Below are 14743 nucleotides of genomic sequence, written 5' to 3'. Positions count from 1 at the left end.
GGCATGGTAGTATATGCCCCTTTTTAAATTTTCACGATTAATCGAGAATCTCTTATGTCTAACAGTCATGTTGATGTCATTGTCTTAGGTGCAGGTGCTTCTGGACTCATGTTGGCTGCACATGCTGCTAAACGCGGACGCTCGGTTTTAATTTTAGAAAAAGCTAATAAAATTGGTAAAAAGATTTTAATGTCAGGTGGAGGTAAGTGTAACTTTACCAACCTATATGTAGAGCCTGACAACTATATTTCTCATAATCCACACTTCGTCATTTCTGCTCTATCACGTTATAGCAATTGGGACTTTATTGGATTGGTATGTGATTATGGCATTGCCTATGAAGAACGAAAACATGGGCAATTATTTACACTAAACGGTGCTAAAGAAATTTTAGAAATGTTGGTGAGTGAATGCAATAAAACCAACAATGTCGAGATCCAAACCCATTGTGAAGTTGGAGAGATTGTTCCATTAGAACAAGGTGGTTTTTCCGTACATACAAACCAAGGACGTTTTAGCTGTGAGTCATTAGTGGTTGCTACAGGTGGTTTATCCATTCCAACTTTGGGTGGTTCTGGATTTGGCTATGAACTGGCACAAAAATTTGGACATCAGGTTTTCCCAACCCGCGCAGGTTTAGTTCCATTTACTTTTTCAGATCATATTAAAGAAGTTACTACACGCCTAAGTGGCAATGCTTTAGATGTGACTCTAAGTAACTCGAAAAATAGTTTTACTGAAGCATTATTGTTTACGCATCGCGGCTTGAGTGGACCAAGTTCCCTACAGCTTTCAAACTATTGGAATACTGGTGAAAGTTTTAAAATTGACTTTTTCCCAAGCCAAGATTTAGCAACTTATTTAAAAGATAAAAAGAAAGCACAACCTAAAGTTCTATTGCGCACCCTTCTTAGTGAGTTTACTGCGAAAAGTATTATCCAAGAGCTACAACAACTTATATGGTCAGAGCAGAGCGAAACAGCGATTGGTAATATCAGTGATGTACAGCTAGATCATATTGCCGAACAGTTACATGGCTTTACTGTCAAACCATCAGGTACAGAAGGATATCGTACTGCTGAAGTTACTTTAGGTGGAATTGATACAACCGAAGTATCTTCCAAAACCATGGAAAGTAAAAAGCAAAAAGGATTATTTTTTATTGGCGAAGTACTTGATGTAACTGGCCATTTAGGAGGCTATAACTTCCAATGGGCTTGGTCTTCCGCTTATGCAGCAGCACAATACGTTTAAATGATGAATAAGCTAATTTGACGCTTTCGAATCATTTGAAGATTTTTCAGAATTACGCGTATGAGTTGTTGCCTGTTTTGATGAATTAGATTTGTTAAATACAAACTTATAAGCACTTGCTAAAAAACCTACGGTAATTCCCGCAATGACAATCGGTGCTAAAAAACGACCTGGTTTCTTCATCGTATTTTCCTCACTTATTTCTTTTTATAATGGCCCAAAAAAGTTCGACCACTCAATATAGAGTGGTCGAACTTATCACAAAAATCAAAGATTTTTTGTACGGTTTATCTGAAAATTAGTTTTACTTACTAAATTTCGTCATTTTCTCCAGTAGATCCAAACGGTTTGTTTACTGGTGGTTCTGCTGGATTTACTTGTGCAGAGTCAGCAGGTTTTGCATCAGATGAAACTGTTGACGGTGAAGTTGTAGTCGTTGGTACAACTGTAGATGTTGACGAACTAGTAGTTGCAGAGGGAGTAGTCGTAGTAGAAGGTGGTTGGTACAGAGGATTTGGTTCATTCGCTTCTTTTTTAGCTTTATCTAACAAATCACTCAACAGTCTTTCTGCTGGTTGGCGACCACCTAAACCAAATGCAAGAGCAAAAGCAACTGCAACTGCGCCTAGAGTCAAACCAAATGCAAGATTAACGATTGAATCTGCAATACCCATCGCTCTTAAACCAAGCGCAAGTACGAGACCAATAATTAACACACGAACTAAACTACCTAACCAACGCGAGCTATTATATTCGCCGCGTTGAACCACATTCGCCACAACATTGGCAAGCCAGAAACCAATAACCAAGATTACAGCGCCCAATAGAATGTTTGCACCGAAATGGATAAACATTGCGATTAGACCACTAATTTGATCGAAACCAAGACGATCCGCAGCTTCAGAAACTGCAAATAGCATAGTAAAGAATACAATTAACCAGCCAACTGCATTAGAAACTTTAGTTTGACCTAAAAAGCGTTGTACATCTAACTTTGCAGGAATTTCATCAACACCTGTACCTGCAATTAATTCAGCAACTAAGCGGCCAACAAAACGAGAAACAATATAAGCAACCAGTAGAATTAAACCAGCAGCAATAATGTTTGGAATCGCCTGCAAGATTTCATTGAGCATTGCTGTTGCTGGCTGAGAAATTGTCTCAATGCCTAAAGCTTCAAACGCTACAATCAATGTTGTAATAATGATGATTGCAAAAACAAATGAACCTAAGAATTTGCCTACATTAGAGCTTTTGAAAAGACCAATTTTTTCAGCCTGAGCCTGAACACCTAAGCTATTTACTAAACCTTCAACAATACCGCGTACAATTTTTGCCAAGATATAACCAACAAAAACGATAACACCAGCAATAAAGATATTTGGTAAGAACGCTACGGCGTCATTTACCATATTTTGAACTGGAATCAGTAAGCCTGTTAATCCTAATATTGAAAGAACAATCGGAAGGAAAAGTAACAATACAAGCCAGTAAAGAATTTCACCAATATTCTGGCTAATTCCACCTACACCCACTTCACTGCTTAATTTATCATCAAGTTGAGTTCGGGATAAAACATTGGTCACCCCCGCTCGCACCAGTCGAGCAACGATCCAACCAATAAAACCCACCACAACAGCAGCAATAATATTTGGAATATAGACGAGTACCTGGTTCACCATATTGCTGAACGGGCCACTTACTCCACTAATGTTAAGTACATTAAGAGCTGCGACAACAGCTAAGATTAGAATAAACCAGAATACGACTTTTGAAATAAGACCTTCTATGTTTGGAGCACGCCCAGTTGCTGAAGATAATTTTGCATTGGTATTTACTTTTTGCAGAAGTTTTTTTACACCTGCCGCAACTAATAAAGCGATTATCCAGCCAACCAGTAAGATGACGATTGCAGCTAAAATAGGATGAAACTGATCCCAGTAATACATCGCATCAAACTGAGCGCCGCGAGGCCCATCAAAAAATTCATTCATATTGTTATGTCCTCAATTGTTATGTTCTTTTCAGTGCCATCAATTATGAAAAACACCATTCGTTGTTAAAAATGACGATAAATGCGGTCTATCTCACCTTATGTTTTGAATATTTTCTAATCAACACACTTCTGCATAAATACAACAAATTGATGCAAAAGGTTGCAAAAAAAGCCTTCAGGTCACATCCCAAAGGCTTTCTATAAAGATATACTGGTTAGCTTATTACCCTTTATAAATATTCAAATCTGAAGTGCTCTTAATGACATGTGGTGTGACCTCATGTTGAAAAGCGGCTTCTTCTTTAGGTGTTTTGCTGTGATCAGCAACCATGTAGACGATGAGTGCAATAAGAAAAAGCCCAACAATAATTAAAATGTAAACTGGCAATCTTCTTTTTTTCGCAGTTTCTTCAGGACTCGTCACATGAGGTGGTTTTGAAAAATCATGCATCTTCTTTCCCCTCTTCTTTTATCATTAACTTTATAATCATCATAGCAATTTGGTTTGTTGCATTGTGTGAAAAAGCATTATGCTAAGGTGTCTGTGTTTGCAAAACTCTACTATTAAAATAATAAAAACAGTATAAAATTTAGGCAAAAATATTTAGCCATTAAAAAATAATGACAAGTTATGCTCGAGCTTCTTTGAGGTTCTATTTGTAATACAATATGTTTTAGCGCTTACTTTTTATAAAATAGGCTATAATAAGCCCCCTTGTTTTAAAGCTGCTCTATTTTATGATGTATCGTCAGCAAAACGTAACACTTGATCTCGACACTGACGTCACACATCAATGTTATATACATCAGACGAGAGACGAACATCTCATTGGTATTATTGAATTTAATAAACCAAGTTATGAACTCAAATGGGGTGATTTAGAGTATTTTCGTCGCCGTACTGAAGAATTTTCGGTCATGCCATTTCCTGACTGCATTAATGCCATGATTGTTGATATTCGTAATATCAATATTTTTCTAGACAATGATGTTCCAATCTTGCCTTGGCGCTTACTAGAAGAAGACTGTCCTGTTCGCTTAGTCGTTCCACAAGATCGTTTGGAACATTATGCAGGTCTTTTTGAGCCAACTTGGCTTTCAACCGATGTAGATAGCGCAATTTCAGAAATTCGCGAATTTATGGATATGTTTGTCCACTAATAAACATATCCATAAAATTAATTATAAAGTTGTTTTCACCGCAATTTATTACCAGTAATTTTCTACCGCAATATTTCCCTCACCTCGACGGTTCATCGTCAAACCACGGCGTTTTAAAGCCTCTTTCGTGTCATCTACCATTTGCGGATTTCCGCAAAGCATGACGTGGCTTGTGGCAGGATTCAGCTCTATACCAGCAGATTTTTCTAATTCACCATTTTCAATTAGAATCGGCAAACGATCATGCAATGGCGCAGATGGATCTCGAGTAATAATCGGAATAAATTTAAATCCGTTATGTCCTTCCCCAAAAGTTTCAGCAATCTCTTGAATACGATCAACATAAGCTAACTCAGCTGCGGTACGGACACTGTAGACCAAATTAATTTTTTGATATTTAGACCATGTATCGAAGTCTTGTAGCATAGATAAAAATGGAGCTAAACCCGTACCTGTTGCCAATAACCATAAATCATGCGGTAAAGGTTGTTGATAGCGAGCTAAAGTCAAATAACCATAAGGTATTTTTTCTAAATAAAGCTCATCTCCTACCTTTAAATGTTGAAGATTTGACGTAAATGCACCGTCTGGTACTACAATCGAAAAAAACTCAAGCGTTTCATCAAATGGTGATGAGACTACCGAATAAGCACGAACAACGAGTTCCTCTCCAACTTTTAGCCCAATACGTGCGAATTGCCCAGCTGTAAATTTAAAATGTGCAGGGCGAGTCATGGTGAAACTAAAAAGAGTTGGAGTCCAGCGGTGTACAGATAAAACTTTTTCTACGCTAAATTTTTCAATTGACATGATTTCAACGTGGCATGAAATAGTGCGCTCATGTTAGCATGACAGCCGAAATAATGAATACTTTTAAACGTTAAGGCTTTTTAAACATGCGCATGACATTACGCCAGTTGGCTGTTTTTGTAGCAGTCGCTCAAGAAGGAACTGTCACCAAAGCGAGTGATGCGGTCAGACTGACGCAAAGTGCAGCAAGTATGGCTTTAGCCGATTTAGAGGATGGTCTTGGTGCGCCTCTATTTGATCGTTTAGGTAAACGATTACAGCTTAATGATTTAGGTCGTTTTCTATTGCCTCAAGCATTAGAAATATTAGGTCGCTGTGAAGCTTTTGAGCAAGCTGCAAAAGGTGAATTGCAAAGCATTGATTTACGTATTGGGGCCACTTTAACGATTAGTGATTACCTCATGCCAGATTTAATGGCAAACTTTTTACAGCATCATCCTAAAGCACATTTGCAATTACAGGTGGGCAATACACGCCAAATGATTGAAGCAGTCAATCAATTTCAACTTGATTTAGCTTTAATTGAGGGATCATGTCACTTACCTCAACTCCAATGTATTCATTGGCGTGATGATGAGCTTGCAGTTTGCTGTGCCCCAAATCACCCGTTAGCACGTTTAAATAGACCTCTAACAGCGCATGATTTTCTTCAAGTCGAATGGATTTTACGTGAAGAAGGTTCAGGAACTCGTGAAGTGTTTGATAATGCTATATTGCAAGATCTGCCAGATGCGAATATTCGCTTAACCCTAGGTCACAATGAAGCAATTTTAAAAATCGTTGCTGGTGGTTTAGGTATGTCATGTATTTCTAAACTTGCCATTGAACCTTTAATTGAAAAGGGACAATTAGTAATTTTAGATACACCATTCTGGCAGCTTACCCGTCCGCTTTATATGCTGGTACACCGTCAAAAGTATCAAGGTCCAGGTCTCAAAGCATTCTTACAATTCTGTGAAGATCAGGTTTAAAACCTGATCTTTTCATTCATTAACGTCGAAAATTTGACAACAATTCGCTTGTGATCGCTTTATTGTGATCCGCAATTTTATTTTTCTTGGTTTTCGCAGGATTCGGGTCAACACGCTCAATTTTGATCGCTTTAAATTTGCCCTGATTATCTGCGGCAAGAAATCTCACTTTTTCATTTCTTTTCGGTTCGCCCTCTGATGCAGGGAAATCAGAAATATGAAAGAAAATATCTCCTTCAGTAGTTTCAATAAAACCAAACCCTTTATCAGGGTTATATTGTTTTACCCATCCAGTATAAAACTCTTGCTTCATGATCTTTCCCCTACTTTTCCAATCCAGTCGTTGCAGTAAATAAAAAAGAGACTCACGATTCCGTTTTTAAAATTATACGGTTGAATGAAGTCTCTTTTTAATGCTATTTCAAAAAATTAATCTTTTTGTACACTACCAAAAATTTTATCGCCAGCATCGCCCAAGCCAGGAACAATATAACCTTGTTCATTTAAGCCATTATCAATAGATGCCGTATAAATTTGTACATCTGGATGAGCTGCTTCAACTTTAGCAACACCTTCAGGAGCAGCAACCAACACCATAACACGGATATCTTTACAACCACTTGCCTTTAATACATCAATAGCAGCAACTAAAGAATTGCCAGTTGCTAGCATTGGATCAATAATCATCGCAAGACGATTAGCCACATCTGGAACTAATTTTTTGTAATACGTGCGAACTTCTAATGTTTCTTCATTACGCTCAAGACCTAAAACACTCACTTTTGCGCTTGGAATTAGATTAAGTACGCCATCCAACATACCAATTCCGGCACGTAAAATCGGCACAATCGTTATTTTTTTACCAGCAATACGCTGAGTAGTAACGGTTCCAGCCCATCCATCAATTTCACAATCCACAACTGGTAAATCTTTTGTTGCTTCATAAGTCAACAACATAGTCACTTCCTGAGCAAGCTCACGGAAATTCTTAGTACTGATATCAGCACGGCGTAACAAGCCTAATTTATGACGAATAAGTGGGTGACGAATTTCTTGAATGGCCACAGATGTTACCTAAAAATATAAAAACGTATTTATTATAATCTTTTTTTAACGCTCAATAAAAAAAAGCCTCCAGATTTGGAGGCTTTTTTGTACACCAGAATTACTGTTGTGAAAGCATGAAATGTAATGGAGATAAAATTTCTGCTTTTAGTGCCAAATTAATCATTGGATCTGGGTAAACACCCAAAATAATAACTAATGCAGCAGCAGCTAATACCATTAAACCACCCACTTTTTGTCCCCAATGAGCATCTGCATCAATACGAGGAGTTTCTGGTGGTGTCATATACATTACAACCATCACACGTAAGTAATAGTACAAACCGATACCACTACCCACAATAATCATTGCAGCTAAGAACCAGTGTTGAGTTGTTACAGCAGCCATTACCACCAAGAACTTACCAATGAAGCCTGCTGTTAATGGAATACCAGCCAAAGATAACATCATGACTGTTAAAGTTGCTGTAAGTACTGGACGACGCCAGAACAAACCACGGTAGTCTGCAAGGCTTTGTGCTTCATCTACGTTGTTATATGGGCTAGACATTAACGCTACCGCACCAAAGGCACCAATAGTTGTTAATACATAAGACACCACATATACAGTTACGCTACCCAAGCTCGCATAAGTCATGCTAATTAAAGCAATTAACAAATAACCAAAGTGAGCAATAGATGAATAACCAAGAATACGTTTTAAGTTAACTTGACGAACAGCGAGTAAGTTACCAACTAAAATCGACAATACAGCAATGATCGTCAAAATAGTTACTAACGAGTTCACCATCATTGCGCCTGAAGCAAGCATATAGCGCACGAACAAACCAATTGTTGCAACTTTAGCAGCGGTCGCTAAGAAAGTTGCCATTGGTGCTGGTGCACCTGCATATACATCCGGTGTCCATTTATGGAACGGCGCAAGCGATAATTTAAATGCAACAGCAAAGATAATAAGTGCTAAACCTAATAACACCATTGGCTGTTTGATTGCTTCAAATAATGCTTGTACAGAATCATAGAATGAAAGCGAACCTGTATATGCATAGATATATGCCATACCCATCAACAACATTGCAGAAGCTGTCGCTGAAAGTACAAGATATTTAATACCCGCTTCAAGTGAGTTACTACGTTGATAAGTATAAGCAAGTAAGCCATATACAGGAATCGACATTAACTCAAGGCTAATGAAGAACGACGCATAGTGAGAGCTTGCAACCATCAACATTGCACCTGCTACTGAAGCAAGTAACAAAAGATATAACTCTTCGCGGTTGTCTTTATAAGTTTCGATGTAAGCATGAGACAAAGTACAACATGCCAATGCCGCAATCAAAATCATAAATTGATAGAACATGGTAAATGGATCAACCATAAACATGCCCATCACATTTGCCGGTACAAACTTACCGCCAAATACTGCAAATAAAATATAAAGTGCAGCAAGGTTTAAACCGACAACAGAGGTTGTTGCGATTAAATTATGATTACGCTTAATAGAAATTAACAACATGACGACGATTGTTGTCAAAGCAACAATCATCACCGGAGCTAAAGGCATAAGCGTAGAGAATGATACTGTGAAGTTCATGATTATTGGATCTCCACATGGTCAAGTTGAGTAGCTGTTTGCTGAACAGTTTCAACGACTTCTTGTACTGGCACATAACTATTGACCAACCACTGCATGCTTGAATGAGATACATCCAAAAATGTTTGTGGGTAGATACCAAGCCAAACGAGACCAATCGCACAAATCATCAAAATACCAACTTCACGAGCAGATAAGTCTTTCAATGGACTAGTGTAATGTTGCTTTTGTTCAGGATTTGGTTCACCAAATAAAGCACGGTGAATCAAGATCAAGCCATATAAACCTGCAAATACAAGGCTGATAGAAGCAAGAATCGTAAAGACAGGATATTTATTAAATGAACCCATCAAAATCAGGAATTCACCAATAAAGTTACCTAAACCTGGTACACCTACAAGAGCAGCAACGAAGAACATCAAGAAAAATGGCAAGTACTGAAGCTGGCCACGAAGACCACCCATTAAACGTAAATCACGTGTATGTAAACGTTCGTAGATTTGACCAGACATAATGAACAATGCAGCTGATGACAAACCGTGTGCCAACATCATGATCATTAGACCTTGGAAGGTCAAAATATTACCTGCATAGATTGCAAGTAAGATAAAGCCCATGTGTGAAATCGACGTATACGCGAGTAAACGTTTCATGTCAGTTTGCTGGTAAGCACACCATGCGCCGTAGAAAATACCAATCAAACCGAAAATAATCGCAATGTCTGCAAACTGTGCAGAAGCTGTCGGGAAGAATGGAATAACAAAACGAAGCAAGCCATACGCAGCTGTTTTAATCAAGATACCTGCTAAGTCTACAGAACCTGCTGTAGGAGCTTGAGCATGCGCATCTGGCAACCAACCGTGTAATGGGAATACTGGTAACTTCACCGCAAAACCGATGAAGAAACAGATCATGAAACCGTACGCTAAGCCTGCAGGTAAATGGTTAGCTACAGCTAATAAATAGTTGTAATCAAAACCGATCATGCCTGTCATCATGTAGCCATAAACTACAAGACCTAGGATACCGATTAACATCACTAGACCGGCAATCTGCGTGTAAAGGAAGAACTTAGTAGCAGCGTAAACACGTGAACGACCGTTTGAACCTTTATGACCCCATAACGCAATCAAGAAGTAGATTGGTACAAGCATCATCTCCCAGAAGAAGAAGAACAAGAACAAGTCAATCGCTAAGAATACACCGATAACGCCACCTAAACTCCATAATAGGTTTAAGTGGAAGAAACCAACGTTCTTTTGAATCTCGCCCCATGAACAACCAACAGCAAGTACACCAAGTAACGCTGTTAATAACACCATGAGTAAAGATAAGCCATCCACAGCTAAGTGAATGCCAATACCGAGTGATTGAATCCACGGTAAATAGAACTCAGCAGACCAAGTTGGGATTTTAGAACCCAACTCGTAGCTATAAGTTCCACTTTGCCAAAGTGCAAGACCTAAGCCCAAAGTAATGAGCATACCAATTAAGGCAATCCAGCGTGGCAAAGTTTTGTCGAGCTTATCGACTAACCAACAAATAAAACCGGCAATGAACGGAACAAGGATCAGCGCGGGTAAAATTAAATTGTTTTCCATTTTATTTCCCCACTACCTGAATAACGATCAAGATCATCAATAACACCACTACACCGAGTGACATGCTTGATGCGTATTCACGCAATGAACCTGTTTGACGTGAGCTTGTAAAACTATTTCCGCCTTTCACGAGTGCAGGAAGAACTAACCACAAACCGTCAATCGGATCACGGCCAAAGATTTTGGCGAAGAATAAATAAGGTTTAACAAAAACGATGTCATACAATGCATCAAAACCCAAAGCAGTACGGCAAATATGTGCCAAACCTGAACCCAAACTTGTTTGAGCGAATGATTTCACTGCACCATAAGCAAATGTAAATAATGCTATACCAACAACAAGACCAACTAGCGCAATACCTACTGCTAAGTGCTCTGCCCCATGCATGCCTTCTACAAATTGTTCAGCGACATGGAATTCAGGGATTTTTGCAGTATTCAGAATACCTGCTACCGGTGCTTTTAATACCGCGCCAACAAAAGTAGACAATACAGCTAAAATACCCAATGGAGCCCAGTAAGTCGCACCTTTAATTTCATGGTAAGGCGTGTTTTCTTGACCAAAGAATACAACCCAGATTAAACGGAATGTATAGATTGAAGTCAGGAATGCACCTGCTACACCCACCCAATATAAGGTGTGATATAAAGCAACTGATTGACCTTGTACCCAAACTTCACCAAGAATCGCATCTTTAGAGAAGAAGCCAATAGTCAAGAATGGAATCGCTGCTAATGCACCGCCACCAATCGCGAAACAAGCAAACAGGAATTTGTTACGTTTGAACAAACCACCCATTTTGAAAATGTTTTGCTCGTGGTGATAAGCCAGAATAACCGCACCAGAAGACAAGAATAATAATGCCTTAAAGAATGCGTGAGCCAACATGTGGAACAAGCCAGCTTGATAAGCTTCCGCACCTACAGCCATAAACATATAGCCAAGCTGACTCATTGTTGAGTAAGCCAAGATACGTTTGATGTCTGTTTGTACAAGTGCCGCAAAACCTGCAACTAACAACGTTACCGCACCAGTTACCGAAATGAATTGCATCACTTCAGGAGCAAGTTCAAATACGCTGAATAGACGGCAGCATAAGTACACACCAGCCGTTACCATTGTTGCAGCGTGGATTAATGCAGAAACAGGTGTTGGACCTGCCATCGCATCTGCCAACCATGTTTGCAATGGAATTTGAGCAGACTTACCAGCAGCACCCAAGAACAACATTAATGCAGTCCAGATAGTAAGTGACGAACTCTTCGTCATTACTTCTGCTGCGTGTTCAACGATGTACTGAGTATTCAGCGTACCAAATTGTTGGTAAAGCAAGAATAAAGCAATAAGCAAGAATACGTCACCAACACGGGTCACTGTAAACGCTTTGATCGCTGCCCAACCATTTGCAGGGTTTGCATAATAGAAACCGATTAGCAAGTAAGAGCAAAGACCTACGCCTTCCCAACCCAAGAATAACAACGCCAAGTTGTCACCCAATACAAGCACAAGCATGCTTGCAACAAATAGGTTGAAATAAGAGAAGAAACGCGCATAGCCCTCTTCACCACGCATGTACCATGACGCAAAAATGTGGATTAAGAAACCAACACCCGTGATCATGCCCATCATGAGTAAAGATAAGCCATCTAAATGTAAGCTAATGCCCGGAGCAAAACCGCCAACATTGAACCATGTCCACAAGTTTTGAACGAAAACTTGCTGACCACTCGTGGTAAATGCCATTCCAGCAATGAGTGCAAATAATGCAGATAAACCTACAGAACCTACACCAATAACTGCTGCAACGTTTTCAGAGAGTTTGTCTCGTCCTGCCGCCAATAAAATAAAACCGATTAGCGGAAATAATACTGTTAGATATAAATAACTCATCCGCGCATCTCACTAGCAGCATCCACATCCAAATGATGGAAGCGATGATAGAACTGAAGGACAATCGCAAGACCGATACATGCCTCTGCTGCTGCAAGGGTCAAAATCAGGATGAACATCACTTGCCCATCTGGTTGTGCCCATACGCTACCCGCAAGAACAAATGCCAATGCTGCAGCATTCATCATGATCTCAAGGCTCATTAACATAAATAATAGGTTGCGTCGCACCATTACACCGTAAAAACCGAGTGCAAAAAGGATGGTTGCAACAATCAAACCATGTTCTAAAGGAATCTGGCCCATTATTCTTTTTCCTCTTCTGCACCTGGTTCACGTTTACCTAAGTGATATGCTGCAACAAGGGCTGCTAGCAATAACATCGCGGCAACTTCAACCAATAATAAATAGTGAGTAAAGAGTGCTTGACCAACTACTTTTGGTCCAATCACTTGTGCCCCAAGCGGTGCTGAAATAGTGGTGTATTCACCACCAAGCATCCAAACTAAAAGCAAGCCGAGCAAGAAACTCATGAGTGCTGGATATGCCCAAGCATCTGAAGAAAGCCATTTACGTTCTTGTTCAACGGTGTGTTGACCTAAGTTAAGCATCATCACCACGAAGACAAACAGAACCATAATTGCTCCGGCATAAACAATGATTTCAAGAGCACCTGCAAAAGGCGCCCCCACGATCATGAAAATACCAGCAACAGCAAGCAATGAAACAATTAGACTAAGTAGAGCGTGTACAGGGTTCGTGTTAGTCACTACACGAACCGTAGAAACGATGGCCACGAGTGCCATCAAATAAAACGGCCACATCATGGTAATAGACTCCGTACATCGATTGGTGCACTTTCTTTTTGTGCTTGACCTTTCTCTTTACCGTTAATTGCCATACCCGTTACACGGTAGAAGTTGTAGTCTGGGTATTTGCCCGGACCTGAAATGAGTAAGTTTTCTTTCTCATAAACAAGGTCTTGACGTACATATTCGCCTAACTCGAAGTCTGGTGTGAGCTGAATCGCAGTTGTTGGACAAGCTTCTTCACACATACCGCAGAAAATACAACGTGAGAAGTTGATACGGAAAAACTCCGGATACCAACGACCATCTTCTGTTTCTGCTTTTTGTAGTGAAATACAGCCAACCGGACACGCAACCGCACATAGGTTACATGCTACGCAACGCTCTTCCCCATCAGGGTCACGCGTTAATACGATACGACCACGAAAGCGTGGCGGCACAATCTGTTCAGCCGGAACTTCTGGATATAAAATCGTGTCACGTTTACGCGTTGCATGGCTAAACACCATGAGTAACGTACGTACAATTGATCCGAATCCAGCTAGAAATTTATACATTTTGTACTCCCTGCTGTCCTAGGCCTGATTCATCAGAATCACAGCACCAGTCACTAACAAGTTGACCAACGCCAATGGCAAACAAATTTTCCAACCAAAGTTCATGACTTGGTCATAACGTGGACGCATTAAAGAACCACGTGCCAATACGAACATCATTACAAAGAATGCTGTTTTAATCACAAACCAGAATACTGGTGGAACAAATGGAATTTCTAAATTGAATGGCGCTAACCAGCCACCAAAGAATAAAGTCACGATCAATGCAGAGATCAGTACTACGTTGACATATTCAGCAACGAAGAACATACCCCATTTCATACCGCCATATTCAACATGGTAACCTTCTGCCAATTCTTGCTCTGCTTCTGGTTGGTCAAATGGATGACGGTGAGTTACCGCAACACCAGCAACTACGAAAATCAAGAAACCTAAGAATTGTGGAATGACAAACCAAACATCACGTTGTGCTTCAACAATTTCACGAAGGTTAAATGAGCCTGCAATTGCAACCACACCCATCAATGAAATACCCAAGAACACTTCATAAGAAATGGTTTGAGCTGCTGAACGTAAACCACCAAGCAATGAGTATTTGTTATTTGAAGCCCAGCCACCAAATAAAACCGCATAGACTGCAATACCAGCCATTGCCATGAAGAACAACAAACCGATACTCATGTCGGCAACACCCAGTGAAGGACTCACCGGGATTACCATGAACGAAAGAACCGCTGTTGCCATTGCAACAGCTGGTGCTAAACGGAATGTAAGTTTGTCAGCAAATTTTGGTGTCCAGTCTTCTTTGAACATGATCTTGAGCATGTCGGCAACGATCTGGAACATACCGCCAGGACCAACACGGTTTGGACCATAACGGTCTTGCCACCAAGCAAGTAAACGACGCTCAATAAAAGACATCAATGCTGCAACTAAAACCACAACAAGCAAAATTACAACTGCTTGAACGACAGCGTAAGCAATCGGCCAGTTGTCAGCCCAAAGTGGCGTTTGACGTATAATTTCTTGATTCAT

General features: G+C 39.9%; 16 protein-coding genes. 3 read left to right on the top strand and 13 right to left on the bottom strand.

Annotated elements, in window-relative coordinates:
- The first annotated feature begins 54 nt into the window (after positions 1 to 54).
- On the top strand, positions 55 to 1254 hold the full coding sequence (locus tag MKX14_RS15720; RefSeq protein ID WP_240282935.1) for an NAD(P)/FAD-dependent oxidoreductase: 1200 nt from the start codon (positions 55 to 57) through the stop codon (positions 1252 to 1254).
- 12 nt (positions 1255 to 1266) lie between these two features.
- On the opposite strand, the gene MKX14_RS15715 is transcribed toward MKX14_RS15720, so the two are convergent.
- From MKX14_RS15715 to MKX14_RS15705, 3 genes are all read right to left on the bottom strand, one after another.
- Positions 1267 to 1437, bottom strand: coding sequence for a hypothetical protein (locus MKX14_RS15715; protein WP_002120038.1), 171 nt, complete (start codon positions 1435 to 1437; stop codon positions 1267 to 1269).
- Positions 1438 to 1565: 128 nt separating this feature from the next.
- Entirely contained in the window at positions 1566 to 3248 is a 1683-nt protein-coding gene (locus MKX14_RS15710) for a mechanosensitive ion channel (RefSeq protein WP_126645178.1), read from the bottom strand.
- Positions 3249 to 3473: 225 nt separating this feature from the next.
- Entirely contained in the window at positions 3474 to 3701 is a 228-nt protein-coding gene (locus MKX14_RS15705) for a hypothetical protein (RefSeq protein ID WP_002120072.1), read from the bottom strand.
- 290 nt (positions 3702 to 3991) lie between these two features.
- Between MKX14_RS15705 and MKX14_RS15700 the strand changes: the two genes are divergently transcribed.
- Positions 3992 to 4411: a hypothetical protein gene (locus MKX14_RS15700; protein WP_014205905.1), complete on the top strand. Its 420-nt coding sequence runs from the start codon at positions 3992 to 3994 to the stop codon at positions 4409 to 4411.
- Positions 4412 to 4459: 48 nt separating this feature from the next.
- On the opposite strand, the gene fpr is transcribed toward MKX14_RS15700, so the two are convergent.
- On the bottom strand, positions 4460 to 5221 hold the full coding sequence (gene fpr / locus MKX14_RS15695; protein ID WP_002120057.1) for a ferredoxin--NADP reductase: 762 nt from the start codon (positions 5219 to 5221) through the stop codon (positions 4460 to 4462).
- Between the two features lie 86 nt (positions 5222 to 5307).
- On the opposite strand from fpr, the gene gigC reads away from it, so the two are divergent.
- Positions 5308 to 6192 (top strand): LysR family transcriptional regulator GigC, encoded by an 885-nt coding sequence (gene gigC / locus MKX14_RS15690; protein WP_002120024.1) that lies wholly within the window; start codon positions 5308 to 5310, stop codon positions 6190 to 6192.
- 19 nt (positions 6193 to 6211) lie between these two features.
- Here the strand turns inward: gigC and MKX14_RS15685 are convergent, their stop codons facing one another.
- The 9 genes from MKX14_RS15685 to nuoH form a co-directional block, all read right to left on the bottom strand.
- On the bottom strand, positions 6212 to 6505 hold the full coding sequence (locus MKX14_RS15685; RefSeq protein ID WP_005803269.1) for a cold shock domain-containing protein: 294 nt from the start codon (positions 6503 to 6505) through the stop codon (positions 6212 to 6214).
- Positions 6506 to 6621: 116 nt separating this feature from the next.
- Positions 6622 to 7257: a uracil phosphoribosyltransferase gene (gene upp, locus MKX14_RS15680; protein WP_002120045.1), complete on the bottom strand. Its 636-nt coding sequence runs from the start codon at positions 7255 to 7257 to the stop codon at positions 6622 to 6624.
- 100 nt (positions 7258 to 7357) lie between these two features.
- Positions 7358 to 8851 carry an NADH-quinone oxidoreductase subunit NuoN gene (nuoN, locus tag MKX14_RS15675; protein ID WP_017386603.1) on the bottom strand — a complete coding sequence of 498 codons (1494 nt, stop codon included), beginning with the start codon at positions 8849 to 8851 and terminating at the stop codon, positions 7358 to 7360.
- A 2-nt stretch (positions 8852 to 8853) separates the two neighbouring features.
- Entirely contained in the window at positions 8854 to 10452 is a 1599-nt protein-coding gene (gene nuoM / locus MKX14_RS15670) for an NADH-quinone oxidoreductase subunit M (RefSeq protein ID WP_002120006.1), read from the bottom strand.
- Position 10453: 1 nt separating this feature from the next.
- Complete coding sequence (nuoL, locus tag MKX14_RS15665; protein WP_240282934.1) at positions 10454 to 12343, bottom strand: NADH-quinone oxidoreductase subunit L; 1890 nt, start codon at positions 12341 to 12343, stop codon at positions 10454 to 10456.
- Positions 12340 to 12648, bottom strand: coding sequence for an NADH-quinone oxidoreductase subunit NuoK (gene nuoK / locus MKX14_RS15660; protein WP_000529822.1), 309 nt, complete (start codon positions 12646 to 12648; stop codon positions 12340 to 12342). Before nuoK ends, nuoL begins: the two co-directional genes overlap by 4 nt.
- The gene (gene nuoJ, locus MKX14_RS15655) at positions 12648 to 13166 is read right to left on the bottom strand and encodes an NADH-quinone oxidoreductase subunit J (protein ID WP_014205902.1); all 519 of its coding nucleotides are present in this window, start codon (positions 13164 to 13166) and stop codon (positions 12648 to 12650) included. The genes nuoK and nuoJ overlap by 1 nt, the downstream gene beginning before the upstream one ends.
- Entirely contained in the window at positions 13166 to 13708 is a 543-nt protein-coding gene (gene nuoI / locus MKX14_RS15650; protein ID WP_002120012.1) for an NADH-quinone oxidoreductase subunit NuoI, read from the bottom strand. Before nuoI ends, nuoJ begins: the two co-directional genes overlap by 1 nt.
- 18 nt (positions 13709 to 13726) lie before the next feature.
- Entirely contained in the window at positions 13727 to 14743 is a 1017-nt protein-coding gene (nuoH, locus tag MKX14_RS15645) for an NADH-quinone oxidoreductase subunit NuoH (protein ID WP_240282933.1), read from the bottom strand.

It is taken from the genome of Acinetobacter pittii (assembly GCF_022449185.1).
GTDB classification, from domain to species: Bacteria; Pseudomonadota; Gammaproteobacteria; order Pseudomonadales; family Moraxellaceae; genus Acinetobacter; species Acinetobacter pittii_I.
The sequence above is the reverse complement of the archived record's forward strand: the minus strand, read 5'-3'. Positions and strand labels throughout refer to the sequence as shown.